14 protein-coding genes are annotated in these 17,612 nt (G+C 76.2%); 10 read left to right on the plus strand and 4 right to left on the minus strand.

Features of this window, described 5'->3' with window-relative positions; translation table 11 throughout:
• The coding region (locus tag VER05_RS00005) for an amino acid deaminase (RefSeq protein WP_324843355.1) at positions 1 to 525 on the plus strand (525 nt) is incomplete at its 5' end.
• 15 nt (positions 526 to 540) lie between these two features.
• Here VER05_RS00005 and VER05_RS00010 read toward each other — a convergent pair.
• Complete coding sequence (locus tag VER05_RS00010; protein ID WP_324843356.1) at positions 541 to 948, minus strand: PspC domain-containing protein; 408 nt, start codon at positions 946 to 948, stop codon at positions 541 to 543.
• 167 nt (positions 949 to 1,115) lie between these two features.
• A complete protein-coding gene (locus tag VER05_RS00015; RefSeq protein WP_324843357.1) occupies positions 1,116 to 1,835 on the minus strand; it encodes an HAD-IA family hydrolase in 720 nt (239 codons plus the stop codon).
• 249 nt (positions 1,836 to 2,084) lie between these two features.
• On the opposite strand from VER05_RS00015, the gene VER05_RS00020 reads away from it, so the two are divergent.
• The 5 genes from VER05_RS00020 to VER05_RS00040 all read left to right on the plus strand — a co-directional run bounded on the left by VER05_RS00020 (position 2,085) and on the right by VER05_RS00040 (position 9,170).
• Positions 2,085 to 2,210: a hypothetical protein gene (locus VER05_RS00020; RefSeq protein WP_277344694.1), complete on the plus strand. Its 126-nt coding sequence runs from the start codon at positions 2,085 to 2,087 to the stop codon at positions 2,208 to 2,210.
• A 27-nt stretch (positions 2,211 to 2,237) separates the two neighbouring features.
• Positions 2,238 to 5,240 (plus strand): helix-turn-helix transcriptional regulator, encoded by a 3,003-nt coding sequence (locus VER05_RS00025; RefSeq protein ID WP_324843358.1) that lies wholly within the window; start codon positions 2,238 to 2,240, stop codon positions 5,238 to 5,240.
• A 171-nt stretch (positions 5,241 to 5,411) separates the two neighbouring features.
• Entirely contained in the window at positions 5,412 to 6,098 is a 687-nt protein-coding gene (locus VER05_RS00030) for an alpha/beta fold hydrolase (protein WP_324843359.1), read from the plus strand.
• Positions 6,099 to 6,165: 67 nt separating this feature from the next.
• A complete protein-coding gene (locus VER05_RS00035; RefSeq protein WP_324843360.1) occupies positions 6,166 to 7,854 on the plus strand; it encodes a long-chain-fatty-acid--CoA ligase in 1,689 nt (562 codons plus the stop codon).
• A 107-nt stretch (positions 7,855 to 7,961) separates the two neighbouring features.
• Entirely contained in the window at positions 7,962 to 9,170 is a 1,209-nt protein-coding gene (locus VER05_RS00040) for a cobalamin-independent methionine synthase II family protein (protein ID WP_324843361.1), read from the plus strand.
• 77 nt (positions 9,171 to 9,247) lie between these two features.
• Here VER05_RS00040 and VER05_RS00045 read toward each other — a convergent pair whose 3' ends face one another.
• Positions 9,248 to 11,923 (minus strand): phosphoenolpyruvate carboxylase, encoded by a 2,676-nt coding sequence (locus tag VER05_RS00045; RefSeq protein WP_324843362.1) that lies wholly within the window; start codon positions 11,921 to 11,923, stop codon positions 9,248 to 9,250.
• Positions 11,924 to 12,138: 215 nt separating this feature from the next.
• On the opposite strand from VER05_RS00045, the gene tkt reads away from it, so the two are divergent.
• From tkt to VER05_RS00065, 4 genes are all read left to right on the plus strand, one after another.
• Positions 12,139 to 14,304 (plus strand): transketolase, encoded by a 2,166-nt coding sequence (tkt, locus tag VER05_RS00050; RefSeq protein WP_324843363.1) that lies wholly within the window; start codon positions 12,139 to 12,141, stop codon positions 14,302 to 14,304.
• 234 nt (positions 14,305 to 14,538) lie between these two features.
• Positions 14,539 to 14,973 (plus strand): class Ib ribonucleoside-diphosphate reductase assembly flavoprotein NrdI, encoded by a 435-nt coding sequence (gene nrdI / locus VER05_RS00055; protein ID WP_324843367.1) that lies wholly within the window; start codon positions 14,539 to 14,541, stop codon positions 14,971 to 14,973.
• Positions 14,974 to 15,033: 60 nt separating this feature from the next.
• Positions 15,034 to 16,143: a non-homologous end-joining DNA ligase gene (ligD, locus tag VER05_RS00060; protein WP_324843364.1), complete on the plus strand. Its 1,110-nt coding sequence runs from the start codon at positions 15,034 to 15,036 to the stop codon at positions 16,141 to 16,143.
• A gap of 86 nt (positions 16,144 to 16,229) precedes the next feature.
• On the plus strand, positions 16,230 to 16,946 hold the full coding sequence (locus tag VER05_RS00065; RefSeq protein ID WP_324843365.1) for a DUF5701 family protein: 717 nt from the start codon (positions 16,230 to 16,232) through the stop codon (positions 16,944 to 16,946).
• 9 nt (positions 16,947 to 16,955) lie between these two features.
• Here VER05_RS00065 and VER05_RS00070 read toward each other — a convergent pair.
• A partial coding sequence (locus tag VER05_RS00070) for a sulfurtransferase (protein ID WP_324843366.1) occupies positions 16,956 to 17,612 on the minus strand: 657 nt, incomplete at its 5' end.

Consider the following 17,612-nt stretch of genomic DNA (forward strand, 5'->3'; position numbering starts at 1 on the left):
GACGAGCTGACCGGCGCCCCGGTCGTGCCGGAGCCGGTGCTGGCGTGGCTGCAGCGCCGCGCGGGACTGCCGGTCGAGTTCCCCGGCACCGACGCCGGACTCGCGCACGTGTACGGCTACCTGCTGTCGACGGCCGCGACGCCGTTCGGGCTCAAGCGGGACCGGTGGACCGGCGGGGCGCTGGCGGCCGCGCTCGGGCTGGACCCGCGGCACCTGCTGCCCTGGCGCCGCCCCGACGGGCGCACGCTGCTGGAGCGGGTGACCGACGCGGTGCTGCCGCTGCTCGCCGACCCGCCCGCCGGCGCGCTGCTGGCCCGGGACGACGCCGTCCCGGGCACGACGGACGCCCTGCGCACGGTGGTGGTCCGTGCGCAGGGCGTCCGGGGCGGGGCGCTCGTCTACGGGTGGGTGGGTCCGGGCGGCGTGCGCCCGGTCACCGCGTTCCCCGTGGCGACGACCCGCCGGTGGCTCCGCGAGGCCGGGTCCCTCCCCCCGGCCCCGCGGTACAACGTGCTGGTGCCCTGAGGGCCCGGCGAGCGGTCAGCGCGCGCCGTCGGCGGGGTCGGCCGGCGGCTGCGGAGCGGCGGGCGGGGTCGACGGCGCCGGCGGCGGCTGCTCGCCGTACCCGGCGTACGGCTGCGCGTACGGCTGCTGCTGCGGCGCCGCGTAGCCCTGCTGGGGCCGCGCGCCGGGGAACGCCTGGGCGTACGCGGACGGCCCGTGCACCCGGGCGACCCAGTCCTCGCCCGGCATGAAGATCCACAGCAGCGGGTAGATGAGCAGGGGGCTCCCCGGCAGCACGACCAGCACGATGAGGAACAGCCACCGCATCGGCCAGGCGTCGATGCCGAACCGCCGCGCGAGGCCGGCGCACACGCCGCCCAGGACCCGGCCGTCCAGCGGCCGGACCAGGCCGCTCCGCCACAGGGACTCGTAGATGCCGGTCATCGTCGTTCTCTCCCGTCGTGCTGCTCGTGCCGCGGTGCTCCGCGACACCCCCTACGGTGCCGGTCGGCGTCGCGGGGCACATCCGGGGCGGACCCTGGCCGGACCCTGAACCGCACCCTGACCGGCGCCGCGCGCGCCCCGGAGGCCGGCGCGTCAGGCCCGGCGCGTCAGGCCCGCCGCACCCGCACGCCCGCGTCCGTCACCTCGAACCGCACCGCGGACAGGTCGTCGACCACGAGGTCGGCGCCGCCGCCCGGCCCCTCGGGCTCGGTCGTGCGCAGCGCGAGCACGGCCGCACCGGCCGTGCGCCCGGACCGGACGCCGGACTCGGCGTCCTCGACCACCAGGCAGCGCCGCACGTCGACCCCGAGCCGGGCGGCGCCCGCGCGGTACGGCTCCGGGTCGGGCTTGCCCCGCTCGACGTCGTCGGCGGTGAGCACGGTCGCCGGGGCCGGCAGGCCGACCGCCGCGATCCGGGCCGCGGCCAGGCGCGCGCCGCAGGAGGTCACCACGGCGGCCCGGCCCGCAGCACCGCCGGACCCGCTCAGCGCCGCGAGCGCCTCGACCGCGCCCGGCAGCACCTCGATCCCCTCGGTGTCGGCCACCTCCAGGTCGACGATCCGGGCCAGCGCGGCCGCGCGCTCGGCCGGGTCCCGGTCGGGCAGCAGCAGGTCCACGATGTCGCGCCCGGGCACCCCGTGGTAGCGGAACGGCGCGAGGTCGCCGGTGGGCATCCCGTACTCGTCGGCGAGCCGCAGCCAGCACCGCTCGACGGAGCGGGTGGACGAGATCAGCGTGCCGTCCATGTCGAACAGCACGGCGTCGAACACCTCGTCGAGCACGTCGCGCGCGGGGGCGGGGCGGGGGTCGGTGGTGGCGGTCGTCATGCCCCGAGCCTCGCACGACGGCCCGGCGCCGGGCGCGCCCGGGCACCTCAGGACCGCCTCAGGCCCACCTCAGCCCGTGCGGCGCCGCCTCAGACCCGCCTCAGGCCGACGGCCGCCGCGGCCGGTCCCGCGGACTGGTCGGTCGACCGATCCGGCGCCCCGCGCCTCAGCAGCAGTGTGGTTCCTGCCGGGAGGGGCCCGGCAGGCCACCGCGGGACCGCGGGGGCACGCACCACGGGGGAGACCGACATGGACACGATCTGGGGCCCGGCGCTCGACGCCGAGGTGGCCTACCGCCAGGAGGTCGTCCGCGCGGCCGTGCGCGGGTCGGACCTGGGCTGGCGCTGGCGCCGCGGCCACCGCGGCCGCCGCTGATCCGCCGAGGGCAGAAGGAGGCGACGCGTGTCGGTGGGGACTGCCACCATCGACCTCATGAGCCGGTCGGTGGGACGCGCGCCCTTCGTCGCCCGCGACGAGGAGGTCGCCGCGCTGCTCGCGGCCGTCGAGCGCGCCGGCGCCGGCGAGCCGGGGCTGGTGCTGCTCGGCGCGGACGCCGGCGTCGGGAAGACCCGGCTGCTCACGCACACCGCCCGGCTCGCGACCGCGCGCGGCGCCACCGTGGTGATCAGCCACTGCATCGACCTGGGCGAGATCGGCCTGCCGTACCTGCCGTTCGCGGACGCGCTGCACCAGCTGGTCGACGCCGACTGCCCCGGCGTCGCCGAGGTGGTGGCCGCGCGGCCCGCGCTGCGCCGGCTGCTGCCGTCGGGCGCCGCCGGGTCGGCCGACCCGGTGCGCACGGGCGCGGACGAGCAGGCCGAGCGGCTCCAGCTGTTCGACGGCGTGGCCGCCGCGCTCGCCGCGGCCGGGACGCCCGAGCGCCCGCTGGTGCTGGTGCTCGAGGACCTGCACTGGGCGGACTCGTCCAGCCGCGACCTGCTGCGGTTCCTCGTGGCCCGGCTGCGGGCCGAGCCGGTGCTGCTGGTCGGCTCCTACCGCGCGGACGACCTGCACCGCCGGCACCCGCTGCGGCCCGTGCTGGCGGAGCTCGGCCGGCACCCGCGGGTCGAGCGGATCGACCTGCCGCCGTTCACCGGCGAGGAGCTGCGCGCGTTCACCACCGGGCTCGCCGGCCAGCCGCTGCCGGAGGCGGCGCTCCGCCGCATCCAGCGGCGCTCGGAGGGCAACGCCTACTTCGCCGAGGAGCTGATGGAGGCGCGCGGCGCGGGCGCCGACCTGCCCGGGACGCTCGCCGACGTGCTGCGCGCCCGGCTGGAGGCGCTCGACCCCGAGGTGCAGCGCCTGGTGCGCGCGGCCTCGGCCGCCGGCCGGCGGGTCGCCGAGCCCCTGCTGCGCGCGGTCGTCGTGGGCCCGGCGGACGACCCGGACCGGCACGGCGCCTTCGACGCCGCGCTCCGGGACGCCGTCGCCCACCACGTGCTGGTCGGCGAGGGCCGCCGGATCGCGTTCCGGCACGCCCTGCTGGCCGAGGCGGTGTACGCCGACCTGCTCCCGGGCGAGCAGGTCGCGCTGCACCGGGACTACCTGCTGGCCTCGGCGGCCGACCCGGCGCTGGCCACCCCCGCGGAGCGCGCGCACCACGCGCTGCTGTCCCACGACAACCGCCTCGCCCTGCTCGCGTCCCGGGACGCCGCGCGCGAGGCGGGGCGGGTGCTCGCGCCGGCGGAGGAGCTGCGGCACCTCGAGACCGTGCTCCGGCTGTGGCCCGGCGTCCCGACCGCGGCCGAGGACCTCGGCGAGGAGCGCGTCGACGTGCTGCTCGCCGCCGCGGCGGCCGGCGGCCGGGCCGGGCTCGGGGACCGCGCGGTGGCGATGGCGCGCGAGGCCGTGGCGGCGGTCGAGCCCCCGGGCGCCGCCGGCGCGGCCCGCGGGGACGGCGCCGAGCCCCGCCGGGTCGCGGCGCTGCGCACCACGCTCGCCCGGCACCTGCTCGGCGCCGAGCGCGTCGACGAGGCGCTGCGCGAGACGGACCGCGCGCTCGAGGCGCTGGCCGACCTCGACGGCACGCCGGACGCGGCCCGCGCGTGGGCGCTCGCGACGCACGCCCGCGCGGCGCTCAACTCCGACCTGGACGACCAGGCGGAGGTGTCGGCCGCCGCCGCGGTGGACGAGGCGCGCGCCGCCGGGGCCGCCGACGCCGAGGCGGACGCGCTCATCTCGCTGGCGGTGCTCGTCGTCGACGACCGGGACCGGGCCGCGGACCTGCTCACCGTCGCGCTGCACCGCGCGCGGGACGCCGGCGACACCACCACCGAGCTGCGCTGCACCTACAACCTCGCGGCGAACCGGTACTACTCCGGCCGGCTGGACGAGGCCGCCGCGACCACCGGGGTCGGGCTGGAGCTCGCCGCGCGGTCCGGGCTGACCTGGAGCGCCTACGGCGTCGAGCTGCGGCTGTTCGCGGAGATCGTCCGGTACGCGCGGGGCGACCTCACCCCGCCGGCGCCGACCGCCGACCCCGGCCCGCCGCGCGCCGCCTCGGCCGTGGACGGCGTGCAGATGTACGCGGCCGTCGCGCGCGGCGACGCGGACGCGGTCGAGCGGGGGCTGTCCCTGCTGCACGGCCAGCACGACGACACGATGATCACGCTCATCGCGGGCGGCTGCGCCGTGGACGCGCTCACCGGCGCGGGCCGACTGGACGAGGCGGTCGCCCTGGCGCACGAGCTCATCGACGAGATCAGCCGCGTGTGGTCCGACTACTTCCTCGGCGGCATCTGGCTGTCCGCGCTCGGGATCGCCGCGCTCGCCGACCAGGCCGCGGCCGACCGGCTCGCCGGCCGCGACCCCGCGCCGCGGCTCGACCTCGGCGCCCGGCTGCTCAACCGCGCCGTCGTCACCGCCGACCGCGGTCGGCCGCGCGGCGGGCAGCTCGGCCCCGAGGGGCGCGCGTGGCTCGCCCGCGCGCACGCCGAGCACGCCCGGCTGCTCGGCGTCGCCGACCCGGGCGCCTGGGCGGCCGCCGTGACCGAGTTCGACTACGGCTACCGGTACGAGCTCGCCCGCACCCGGTGGCGGCACGCCGAGGCCCTGCTCGGGGCCGGCGACCGGGCCGCCGCGGGCGAGGCCGCCGCGGCGGCGCTCGCCGAGGCCCGCGCCATGGGCGCCGCCCCCCTGGTCACCGCCGTGACCGACCTCGCGCGCCGCGGGCGGCTCGACGTGCCGGGCGTGGTCGCCGGGGGCAGCGCCGTGCTCACCGGCCGGGAGGCCGAGGTGCTGGCGCTCGCCGCCGAGGGCCTGAGCAACCGGCAGATCGGCGAGCGGCTGTACATCAGCGGCAAGACGGTCTCGGTCCACATGTCCCGCGTGCTGGACAAGCTGGGCGCCGGCGGCCGGGCCGAGGCGGTCGCGATCGCGCACCGCCGGGGGCTGCTCGGCGTCTGACCAGGGGCCCCGCGCGGCGGTGATGCGGGTCACCCGGGTGAATCCCGGCCGTCCCAGGTGCGTCCCAGGTTCCGGGCTTACCGTGGAGGCAGATCCCGCGGCTCGGACCATCGCCGCGGCGCCCGACGACCGGCCGCAGACGGCCGGCCGCACCTCCCCCCGGAACGGCGCATGTCCACCCCTGAGAGCCAGCCGCACCCCATCGTGCTCGTGCACGGCACCCGCACCTCGTCGAAGATCTGGGACGACCAGGTCCGCGCCCTCACCGAGGGCGGCCACCCGACGATCGCGATCGACCTGCCCGGGCACGGCACCCGCGCCCACGAGCGCCTGACGTTCGAGGGCGGGATCGCCGCCATCGACGCCGCCGTGCGCGCCTGCGCCGAGCCGCCGCTCCTGGTCGGCCTGTCGCTCGGCGGCTACATGTCGCTCGCGTACGCCGCGCGGCACGAGGACCGGCTGGCCGGCGTGGTGCTGGCCGGCTGCTCGACCGACCTCAAGGGCAAGCCGCTCGGCGCCTACCGCCGTGCGTCCCGCCGGGTGGTGGACGCGCTCGGCCTGGGCGGCGGCACCTGGCACGTCGTCACCGACATGCTGAGCGCGCTGCACGGCTACACGCCGGTGCAGGACCTGCGCCGGCTCGCGCTGCCGGTGTGGCTGGTCAACGGCGCGCGCGACCCGCTGCGGTTCGGCGCGCGGCGCTACCTCGGGGCGCACCCGGGCGCCCGGCAGTGGGTGGTGCCGAACGCCGGGCACGACGTGAACAGCCACGCGCCGGTCGCCTTCAACCGGATCCTCCTGCACGTGCTGCGCGACCTGGCGCAGCGCGTGCCGTTCGCCGCCCCGCGCCCGGGCTGACGGCCGCCCGTCCGTAGGCGGCGCGCGGACCCCACCCACCCGGCGCGTCACCCGCCACAATGGCGGCATGACCTCGACCGACGACCGTCCCTGGGTCGCGCAGTACCAGCCCGGCGTACCCGCCGACATCGAGCTCCCCACCGAGTCCCTGGTGGCGATGCTCGAGCGCTCCGTGGCCGAGGCGGGCGCCGCACCCGCGCTCGAGTTCTTCGGCCGCCGCACCTCCTACGCCGAGCTCGGCGCGCAGGTCGAGCGGGCCGCCGAGGGCCTGCGCCGGCTCGGCGTGAAGCCGCGGGACCGGGTCGCGCTGCTGCTGCCGAACTGCCCGCAGCACGTCGTCGCGTTCTACGCGGTGCTCCGGCTGGGCGCCGTGGTGGTCGAGCACAACCCGCTCTACACGTCGCGCGAGCTGCGGCACCAGTTCGAGGACCACCAGGCGCGGGTCGTCATCGCCTGGGACAAGGCCGTCGACCAGGTGCAGCAGTTCCCCGCGGACGTCGGCGTCGACCACGTGGTGTCGGTCAACCTGCTCCGCGCGTTCCCCGCCCTGAAGCGCGCGGCGCTGTCGCTGCCCGTGCCGAGCCTGCGCGCCACACGACGCTCGCTCACCGCGCCGGCCCCGGGCACGATCCCGTGGGAGGACCTGCTGTCCCACGGCCCGCTGGACCCCGCGCACCCGCGGCCCGCCGTCACCGACCTGGCCGCGATCCAGTACACCTCCGGCACCACCGGCCGCCCCAAGGGCGCGATGCTCACCCACCTCAACCTGTACGCGAACGCGCTGCAGGGCGAGGCCTGGATGCACGGCGCGGAGTACCGGAAGGAGGTGTTCTACGCGATCCTGCCGATGTTCCACGCGTTCGGCATGACGCTGTACCTCACCTACGGCATCCGCAAGCAGGCGCTGATCGTGCTGTTCCCCAAGTTCGACACGGGCCTCGTGCTGGACGCGATGACGAAGTCGCCCGCGACGGTCTACTGCGCCGTCCCGCCGATCTACGAGCGCACCGCGATGGCCGCCAAGGAGCGCGGGGTGTCCCTGGCGTCCTGCCGGTTCTGCATCTCGGGCGCGATGAACCTGCCCGACGCCACGGTGGAGCTGTGGGAGTCGATGTCGGGCGGCCTGCTCGTCGAGGGCTACGGCATGACCGAGTCGTCGCCCGTCGCGCTCGGCAACCCGTTCCACCCGACCCGGCGCACCGGCACGATCGGCGTCCCGTTCCCGTCCACCCGGATGCGGGTCGTCGACCCCGACGACCCGGCGACGGACGTCCCGCAGGGCGAGCCCGGCGAGCTGCTGCTGCACGGCCCGCAGGTGTTCGCCGGCTACTGGAACAACCCCGACGAGACGGCGGCGGCGCTGCTGCCCGGCGGCTGGCTGCGCACCGGCGACATCGTCACCGTCGACCCCGAGGGGTTCACCACGATCGTCGACCGCGCCAAGGAGCTCATCATCACGGGCGGGTTCAACGTGTCCCCGTCCGAGGTGGAGGCGGTGCTCCGCGGGCACCCGTCGGTCGCCGACGCCGCGGTGGTCGGCAAGCCGCTGGAGCGCGGCGGCGAGATGGTGGTCGCGGCCGTCGAGCTCGAGCCCGGGGCGGCCCTGGACGAGGCGGGCCTGCGCGCGTACTGCCGGGAGCACCTGGCGGCCTACAAGGTGCCGCAGCGGGTGGTGGCGATCGAGGACACCCCGCGCTCGATGCTCGGCAAGGTGCTGCGCAAGCAGGTGCGGGAGCAGGTCCTCCCCCGGCTCTGACCGCCCCACCACGCACGGCACCCCGGCCCGCCCCCTGGACGCCGCCCACCTGCACCGAGCCGCGGTGCGACCATGACCCCGCACGTCCGCCAGAGCCGGGAGACCCGATGATCCGCAGCACCGACCACATCCTCACCAGCCAGGCCGGCAGCCTCCCGCGCACGCCGGAGCTGATCGCCGCCAACGCCGCCCGCGAGGCCGGCCAGGACGCCGGGGACCACGCCGCCCTGCTCCGCGACGCCGTGACGGACCTGGTGCGCCGCCAGGTCGACCTCGGCCTGGACGTCCCCGGCGACGGCGAGTTCGGCAAGGCCATGACCAGCGCGATCGACTACGGCGCCTGGTGGTCGTACTCGTTCCAGCGGCTCGGCGGCCTGGAGCTGCGCGACGGCGCCAGCTGGATCTTCAAGGACGTGCAGTCCGGTCCCGGCGACGTCAAGGTGACCGGCTTCGGCCGCCGCCGCGACCGCGCCGCGTTCGAGGAGGCCTACGCCGACCCGACCAGCGGCGTGTTCCACGGCGGCGACCCCAAGCCGTTCCCGACCGCCGTCGCCCCGGTGACGTACACCGGCCAGGACGCGGTGGCCGAGGACGTCGCCAACCTGCGTGCGGCGCTCGACGCCACCGGCGCGCGGGAGGGCTTCATCACCTCGATCGCGCCCGCGTCGGCCGCCCGGATGGACAACGAGTACTACGCCACGGACGAGGAGTACGTCTGGGCGCTCGCCGACGCGCTCCGCGAGGAGTACGTCGCGATCGTCGAGGCCGGCCTGGTGCTGCAGATCGACGACCCGTCGATGGCGGAGAACTGGGACCAGATCACGCCGGAGCCCACGGTCGAGGACTACGTGCGGTTCACCGAGATCCGGGTCGAGGCGCTCAACCACGCGCTGCGCGGGCTGCCCGAGGACCGGATCCGGTACCACCTGTGCTGGGGCTCCTGGCACGGCCCGCACACCACCGACCTGCCCATGAAGGACATCGTCCGGTCGATGCTCAAGGTCAACGCGGGCGCGTACTCGTTCGAGGCCGCCAACGTCCGGCACGAGCACGAGTGGCGGGTCTGGGAGGACGTGCAGCTGCCCGAGGGCAAGCTGATCCTCCCGGGCGTGGTGTCGCACGCGACGAACGTCGTCGAGCACCCGGAGCTGGTCGCCGACCGCATCGAGCGGTTCGCGCGGCTGGTCGGCCGCGAGAACGTCGTCGCCGCCACGGACTGCGGCCTGGGCGGGCGCATCCACCAGCAGATCGCGTGGGCCAAGCTCGAGACCCTGGTCCAGGGGGCCGAGATCGCCACGAAGCGCCTCTGGGCCTGACAGCCCGCGCGCACGCCGACGGCCCGGCACCCCACCAGGGGGTGCCGGGCCGTCGGCGTGCGGCGGGGCAGTCCGGCTCAGCCGGTGTTCTGCAGGCCCGCGGCGACGCCGTTGACGCTCAGCAGCAGCAGCCGCTTGTTCTCCTCGACCAGGTCCTCGGACTCGCCCGTCCGCAGCGCGCGCAGCGCCCGGATCTGCAGCAGCGACAGCGCGTCCACGTAGGGGCTGCGCAGCTGGACGGCCCGGCCGAGGATCCGGCGGCGGGACAGGATGCGGTCGGAGCCGGTGATCGCCAGCACCCACTGCCGGGTCAGCGCCATCTCCTCGAGCACGAGCCGCGCCAGGTCGTCCCGGTCGCCCAGCGCGAGGTAGCGCTCCGCGAGCCGGTCGTCGGTCTTGGCCAGCGACATCTCGACGTTGTCGATCATCGTGCTGAACAGCGGCCACTCGGCGTACGCGGCCTGCAGCTCGGCGAGGTCGCCGACCGACTCCAGGGCGGTGCCGAGGCCGAACCAGCCGGCGAGGTTGGTCCGGGCCTGCGACCAGGAGAACACCCAGGGGATCGCCCGCAGGTCGTCCAGCGACTCCACGGACAGGCCGCGGCGCGCCGGGCGGGAGCCGATCGGCAGCAGGCCGATCTCCTCCAGCGGGGTCACCTGGGCGAACCACTGCGGGAAGCCCTCGGCGCGGACCAGCTCGTAGAACCGGGTGCGGGACGAGGCGTCCAGCGCGGCGGCCAGCTCGGCGAACCGCGCCGTGGCGGCGGCGTTCCGCTGCTCGGTCGACGGGGCGCCGGCCAGCAGGGTCGCCGCGGCGACCTGCTCGATGTGCCGGGCGCCGATCGTCGGGTTCCCGTACCGGGCGAAGATGACCTCGCCCTGCTCGGTGAGCTTGAACCGGCCGTCGACCGAGCCCGGGGGCTGGGCCAGCACGGCGCGGTTGGCCGGGCCGCCGCCGCGCCCGAGGGCGCCGCCGCGGCCGTGGAACAGGGTGAGGCTGAGGTCGTGCTTGCCGGCCCACTCGGCGATCCGGCTCTGCGCCACGTCGAGCGCGAGGGTCGCGGCCACCGGGCCGACGTCCTTGGACGAGTCCGAGTAGCCGAGCATGACCTCGACGCGCCGGCCGTTCTCGGCGAGCCGCGCCTGCACCGCGGGCAGCGTGAGCATCGACTCGAGGATGTCGACGCTGGCCTCGAGGTCCGCGAAGGTCTCGAACAGCGGGATCGCGTCGATCACCGGGCGGGTCGCCGGGTCCGGGAACACCAGCTCGGCGAGCCGGTAGACCGCGGCCAGGTGCTCCGGCGCCTGGGTGAACGACACGATGTACCGGCGGGCGGCGGCGACGCCGTACCGGCGCTGCACGGCGCCGATCGCGCGGTAGGTGTCGAGCACCTCGACCGTGCGCGGCTCCAGGTCGCCGTCCAGGCCCTTGGCCTCGACGTCCGCGAGCGCGGCGGCGTGCACCTGGGAGTGCTGGCGCACCTCGAGCTCGGCCAGGTGGAACCCGAAGGTCTGCACCTGCCAGATGAGCTTCTGCAGGTCGCCGAACGCGACGCGGGTCGCGCCCGCGGCCTCCAGGGAGCGCTGCACGACGTCGAGGTCGGCGAGCACCTCCTCGGGGTTCGCGTAGGACAGGTCCGCGTCCCGGCGGCGGGTGGCGGCGAGCCGCTCCGCGACCATGCGCAGCGCGCGGCGGTGCGGCTGGTGCTTCACCTCGGCGGCGGCCTTGGTCGCGGCGTCCTCGGAGAGGTCCCGCTGCCGGTGCCACAGCGCGGTGAGCTCCGCGCTGGCCGGGGTGCCGGTGTCGTCGAGCGTGAGCTTCGCGGAGATCTTCCGCGCCGACTCCTCCAGCGCGGTCAGCACGTGCTCGCTGGCGAGCGCCGCGGCGGCCCGGGTCACCTCGGCGGTGACGTTCGGGTTGCCGTCGCGGTCGCCGCCGATCCACGAGCCGAGCCGCACGAACGGGCGGACCGCCGGCTCGCGGCGCCCCGCGCCCTCGCCGGACAGCCAGTCGTCCAGGCGGCGGTACACGGTGGGGAACGTGTCGAACAGCGTGGTGTCGAAGATGTTCATCACGGTGCGGACCTCGTCCAGCACCGTGGGCTTCTGCGCCCGCAGCGGCGACGTGCGCCACAGCGTGTCGATCTCCTCCAGGATGCGGCGGTCGTTCTCCGCGCGGGAGGTGCCGCCGGCGGCGAGCGCGTCCCGCTCGGCCAGCAGGTCGGAGATGCGCCGGATCGCCCGGGACACCGAGCGGCGGCGGGCCTCCGTCGGGTGCGCGGTGAGCACCGGGCGGAACTCGAGCTCCTGCAGCCGGCGCACCGCCTCGTCGCGGCCGACCTCGCCCGCGAGGGCGTCGATCGCGGCGGGCAGCGAGTCGTCCTGCATGAGCTCGCCGGCCGGGAGCTCCGCCTCCCGGGCGCGCAGCACCCGGACGCGGTGGTGCTCCTCGGCGAGGTTCGCCAGGTGGAAGTAGCAGGTGAACGCGCGGGCGACCTGCTGGGCGCGCTCGATGGAGAAGGAGTCGACGAGCTCCTCCGCCTCCGTGAGCGCGGACAGGTCCTGCTCGTCGTGCGCGCGGATGGTCAGCGCGCGGACGCGCTCCACGTCGTCGAACAGGTCGTCGCCGCCGGACTCGCGGATGACGCGGCCGAGGAACTCGCCGAGCATCCGGACGTCGTTGCGCAACGGGTCGGGGACCTCGTGGCGCGCGAGGCCGCGGCGGGCCTCGAGCGAGGGCTGGGGGTCGGTCACCGGTCAAGCGTAGGTCAACCGTCCGACGCCCGAGACGCCTGTCCGCCTGTCGGTTACCCGTTCCGCCGAGCGGACGCCTGGGCCCCATGTCCTGCGTGCCGCGCGCGGGAGTCTAGGCTCGGTGGCAGTGCCCGCGGCCGGCCGCACTCCGCGACCGGGCGAGCAGCAACCCCCGATGATCCGGGCCGCCGAGGTCCGGGCGGAAATGAGGTGCGGTGAACGCGAAGGCTCCTGTGGCCCAGCAGGTCGGCTGGACCGAGCTCGACGTCAAGGCCGTCGACACGGTGCGTGTCCTGGCCGCCGACGCGGTGGAGAAGGTCGGCAACGGCCACCCCGGCACGGCGATCAGCCTGGCCCCGGCGGCCTACCTGCTCTACCAGAACGTGCTGCGGCACGACCCGGCCGACCCGCACTGGCTGGGCCGCGACCGGTTCATCCTGTCGGCGGGCCACTCGTCGCTGACGCAGTACATCCAGCTCTACCTGGCCGGCTTCGGCCTGGAGCTCGAGGACATCGAGGCGCTGCGCACCTGGGGCTCCAAGACCCCGGGCCACCCCGAGTACAAGCACACCAAGGGCGTCGAGATCACCACCGGCCCGCTCGGCCAGGGCATCTCGTCCGCCGTCGGCTTCGCGATGGCGGCGCGCCGCGAGCGCGGCCTGCTCGACCCCGAGGCCGCCCCGGGCACCAGCCCGTTCGACCACTTCGTCTACACGATCTGCTCGGACGGCGACCTGCAGGAGGGCGTGTCCTCCGAGGCGTCCTCGATCGCCGGCACCCAGAAGCTCGGCAACCTCATCGCGATCTGGGACGACAACCACATCTCGATCGAGGGCGACACCGAGATCGCGTTCACCGAGGACGTCCTCAAGCGCTACGAGGCCTACGGCTGGCACGTGCAGTTCGTGGACTGGACCGAGGGCGGCGAGTACACGGAGAACGTGGACGCGCTGCACGCCGCGATCGAGGCCGCCAAGGCCGTCACCGACCGCCCGTCGTTCATCGGCCTGCGGACGATCATCGCCTGGCCGTCGCCGACCAAGCAGAACACCCACGGCTCGCACGGCTCCAAGCTGGGCACCGACGAGGTCCGCGGCCTCAAGGAGGTCCTCGGCTTCGACCCCGAGAAGTCGTTCGACGTCGCCCCCGAGGTCATCGCGCACACCCGCAAGGCCCTCGAGCGCGGCGCCGCCGCCAAGGCCGAGTGGAGCACGGGCTTCGACGCCTGGCGCGAGGCGAACCCCGAGCGCGCCGAGCTGCTCGAGCGGCTGCGCGCCGGCAAGCTGCCCGCCGGCTGGGCCGACGCGCTGCCGACGTTCCCGGCCGGCAAGGCCGTCGCCACCCGCGCCGCCTCCGGCGAGGTGCTCTCCGCCCTCGCGCCGGTGCTGCCCGAGCTCTGGGGCGGCTCCGCCGACCTGGCCGGCTCGAACAACACCACCATGAAGGGCGAGCCCTCCTTCATCCCGGCCGAGCGCTCCACGCACGAGTTCGCGGGCGACCAGTACGGCCGCACGCTGCACTTCGGCATCCGCGAGCACGGCATGGGCGCGATCCTGTCGGGCATCGTCCTGCACGGCCTGACCCGCGCGTACGGCGGCACGTTCTTCACGTTCTCCGACTACATGCGCGGCGCGGTCCGCCTCGCCTCGCTCATGGGCGTGCCGGCCATCTACGTGTGGACGCACGACTCGATCGGCCTCGGCGAGGACGGCCCGACCCACCAGCCGGTCGAGCACCTCACCGCGGTCCGGGCCATCCCGGGCCTCGCGGTCGTCCGCCCCGCCGACGCCAACGAGACGGCGCAGGCGTGGAAGGCGATCCTCGAGCGCACCGACGGCCCCGCCGCGCTCATCCTCACCCGGCAGAACGTCCCGACGTTCCCCCGCGGCGAGGAGGGCTTCGCGTCCGCCGAGGGCGTGGCCCGCGGCGCGTACGTGCTGCTCGAGGCGTCGTCCGGCACGCCGGAGGTCATCCTCATCGGCACCGGCTCCGAGGTGCAGCTGGCCGTCGCGGCCCGCGAGACCCTCGAGGCCGCCGGCGTCCCGACCCGCGTGGTCTCCGCGCCGTCGCTGGAGTGGTTCGCCGAGCAGGACGAGGCCTACCGCGAGTCGGTGCTCCCGTCCTCGGTGAAGGCCCGCGTCTCCGTCGAGGCCGGCATCGCGCTGTCCTGGTGGAAGATCCTCGGCGACGCCGGCCGCGCCGTGTCGCTCGAGCACTACGGCGCCTCGGCCGCGTACGAGACCCTGTACGAGGAGTTCGGCATCACGGCGGACGCCGTCGTGGCGGCGGCGCACGAGTCGATCGCGGCGGCCCGCGGCGGCAGCGCCCCGGCGTCGGACGCGAGCGCCCCGTCGGAGAGCGGCACGGGCGACCAGCTCTGACGCGCGCTGACGCGCAGACGGCCGGGCACCCCCCGCGGGGGGGTGCCCGGCCGTCTGCGTCCCCCGCTCCTCGGACGACCCCCGCCGAGATGGCAACTCTCGGCTGTGTGCGGGCACCCCTGGACAGCCGAGAGTTGCCATCTCGGCGAAGGGGCCGCGGGCGGCGCACGATGGAGCGCGGGACGTAGGTCCCCGGCGCGCGCGGAGCGCGGCGGGGAGGGTCGGAGGGTGAGCGTGCGGCAGACCCCGGTGTACTACTACTCGTCGAGCTCCGGGCTCGTGCGGTCGTTCGCGGAGCGGCTGGACCGGCCGGTGCTCGACCTGTCCCGGCGCGAGGTCCGCCAGTCCGAGGCCGACGGGGCGTGGGTGCTGCTCACGCCCTCGTACAAGACCGGCAACGAGGCCAACGACACCATCCCCGAGGCGGTGCGCCGGTTCCTGCGCTCGCCGGTGAACCGCCGCCGGCTGGTCGGCGTCATCGGCAGCGGGAACCGGAACTTCGGCCGGTACTACCAGCACGCGGCGCGGGACGTCGCGGCCCGGTCCGGCCGCCCGGTGCTGTTCGAGTTCGAGATCGCCGGGACCCCCTGGGACGTCGAGGAGTGCCGGCGGATCCTCGAGGACCTGGACGCGGCGCTCGCCGCGGGCGGCGCGACCCCGGCCGCCTGACCTCGGGTCATCTCGCCCGGGTGGGTGCGCGCGTCGGCGGTCGGCCCTAGCGTGAGGCCCATGAGCCCGTCGAAGGTGCCCGCCGAGGAGATCGAGGTGCGCGGTCGCACCGTGCGGGTCTCCAACCCCGACAAGGTCTACTTCCCCGACCGCGGCCTGACCAAGATCGACGTCGTCCGGTACTTCGTCAGCGTCGGCGACGGGATCCTCGGCGCGCTGCGGGACCGGCCGACGACGCTGGAGCGCTGGCCGCGCGGCTGGTTCGAGGGCGCGAGGCTGTCGACCCGGATGGACAACAAGGGTGACGCGTTCTTCCAGAAGCGGGTCCCGCAGGGCGCCCCGGACTACGTCGAGTCGACGACGATCACCTTCCCGTCCGGCCGCACGGCCGACGAGGTCACCCCGACCGAGCTCGCCGTCGTCGCCTGGGCCGCCAACCTCGGCACGCTGACGTTCCACCCGTGGCCCGTGACCCGCGCCGACGTCGAGGCGCCCGACCAGCTCCGGATCGACCTGGACCCGCAGCCCGGCACGACCTTCGACGACGCCGCCCGGGTGGCGCCCCACGTCCGCGAGATCCTCGCCGAGCACGGGCTGACCGGGTTCCCCAAGACGTCCGGCGGGCGCGGCATCCACATCTTCGTGCCCATCGAGCCCCGGTGGTCGTTCACCCAGTGCCGCCGCGCGACGATCGCGCTGGGCCGCGAGCTCGAGCGCCGGCTGCCGGGTCAGGTCACGACGAAGTGGTGGAAGGAGGAGCGCGGCGAGACCATCTTCGTCGACTACAACCAGATGGCCCGCGACCGCACGATCGCGTCGGCGTACTCCGTCCGCCCGAACCGCCGCGCCACCGTCTCGGCGCCGCTGCGCTGGGAGGAGGTCGCCGACGTGCACCCGGACGACTTCGACGTGACGACGATGCCGGCGCGGTTCGCCGAGGTGGGCGACCTGTTCGCGCCGCTGGTCGCCCGCACCTCGCCGGCCGAGGGCACCGACGCCGTCGCGCCGGGGGTGCTCGACGGGCTGCTGGAGCTCGCCGCCCAGGACGAGCGCGACCACGACCTCGGCGACCTGCCGTACCCGCCGGAGTACCCGAAGATGCCGGGCGAGCCGAAGCGCGTGCAGCCGAGCAAGGACCGGGACCGTGCGAAGGAGCCGGCGGAGGACTGAGGCGCGGCGCCCGCGGTCGTCTCGGGAACCCCGAGGGATCCCCGGCCGTTGACCCGCTCCCGGACCGACGACCCCGAGGAGCGCCCGTGCCCGTCCCCGTCATCGCCCCCGACCCCGCCTGGCCCACCGTCGCCGCCGCCGACCGCGCGCCCGAGCCCTACGACCCCGCCGCCGCGGCCGCCGCCGAGCTGGACCGGCAGGTCCGCGCGCAGCTCGACCTCGGGCTGGCCGCGGTGCACGGCCTGTCCCCCGCCGACCTGGTCGCCGCGGTCGCCCCGCTGCGCGCCGCGCTCGCCGCCGGGGCCGCGGCCGGGCCGTCGTCCGTGGACCCCGACGACCACGTGCCGTTCGTGCTGGTGCTCGACGGCGGGACCTCGCGCGCCAACGCGTCGGTGCCCGCGCTGCGCCGCGGCAGCCGCCCGGGCGTCAGCGTGATCGGCGACGACGAGATGGCCGGCTACCGCCCGCTGCCGGACCTGGACGTGCCCGCGACCCCCTACCTGCTGCTCGACGTCGACACCGGGACGGAGTTCTGCGGCGTGCGGCCGGAGGACGCGCTGGTGGCGGTGCGCGGCCGCGGGCGGACGCCGTTGACGGTCGCCGAGGGGCTCGCGCTGGTCGCGGTGCGGCCGGACATGCTGCGGCCCAACCGCTGCTTCTCGCTGATGGGCTCGCGGGCGGACGACCAGCGAGTGCCCGCGGTGTGGATCAGCGAGCGTCGGCCCAAGCTCGGCTGGTGCTGGGACCGGAACCCGCACACCTGGCTCGGCGCGGCCTCGGCGGGTGGCCGGACGGCGGGCTGACCCGCGAGGTCACTCCCCGACGGCGACCGGGCGGTCCGGGTCGCTCGACCACTGCGACCACGACCCCGGGTACAGCACCGGGGTCCGCCCGGCCAGCACGATCGCCGCCGCCTGGTGCGCGGCCGTGACGCCGGAGCCGCAGTAGACGGCGACCTCGCCACCCTCGGCCACCCCGAGGGCGGCGAACCGCGCGGTCAGGTCGTCGACCGGGCGGAACCGGCCGTCCGCGTCGAGGTTGTCGGCGGTCGGCGCGCTCACGGCGCCGGGGATGTGCCCGGCCCGCGGGTCGACGGGCTCGACCTCGCCGCGGAACCGCTCGGCGGCGCGGGCGTCGAGCAGCACGCCCTCCTCGGCCCACCGGGCGGCCCCGTCGGCGTCGAGCACGGGCAGCTGGTCGCCGGTGAGCGTGACGTCCCCGGGCTCGGCGGCGACGTCGCCCGCCTCGACCGCCCCGCCCGCCGCGACCCACGCCGCCAGCCCGCCGTCCAGGATCCGCACGTCCGCGACGCCCGCCCAGCGCAGCAACCACCAGGCCCGCGCGGCCGACGTGGCCCCGGAGTCGTCGTAGACCACGACCGGCTCGCCGGCGCGCAGGCCCCAGCGCCGCGCCGCGGCCTGCAGGTCGGCGACGTCGGGCAGCGGGTGCCGGCCCGCGGCGGCGCTCGG

This window comes from Cellulomonas sp., from assembly GCF_035634735.1.
GTDB lineage: Bacteria > Actinomycetota > Actinomycetes > Actinomycetales > Cellulomonadaceae > Cellulomonas.

Coding starts and splice junctions, on each gene's coding strand:
- VER05_RS00040 (WP_324843361.1), top strand. CDS start 7,962: ATGATCCGCAGCACCGACCACATCCTCACCAGCCAGGCCGGCAGCCTC.
- VER05_RS00030 (WP_324843359.1), top strand. CDS start 5,412: ATGTCCACCCCTGAGAGCCAGCCGCACCCCATCGTGCTCGTGCACGGC.
- VER05_RS00015 (WP_324843357.1), bottom strand. CDS start 1,835: ATGACGACCGCCACCACCGACCCCCGCCCCGCCCCCGCGCGCGACGTG.
- ligD (WP_324843364.1), top strand. CDS start 15,034: ATGAGCCCGTCGAAGGTGCCCGCCGAGGAGATCGAGGTGCGCGGTCGC.
- VER05_RS00035 (WP_324843360.1), top strand. CDS start 6,166: ATGACCTCGACCGACGACCGTCCCTGGGTCGCGCAGTACCAGCCCGGC.
- VER05_RS00020 (WP_277344694.1), top strand. CDS start 2,085: ATGGACACGATCTGGGGCCCGGCGCTCGACGCCGAGGTGGCCTACCGC.
- VER05_RS00010 (WP_324843356.1), bottom strand. CDS start 948: ATGACCGGCATCTACGAGTCCCTGTGGCGGAGCGGCCTGGTCCGGCCG.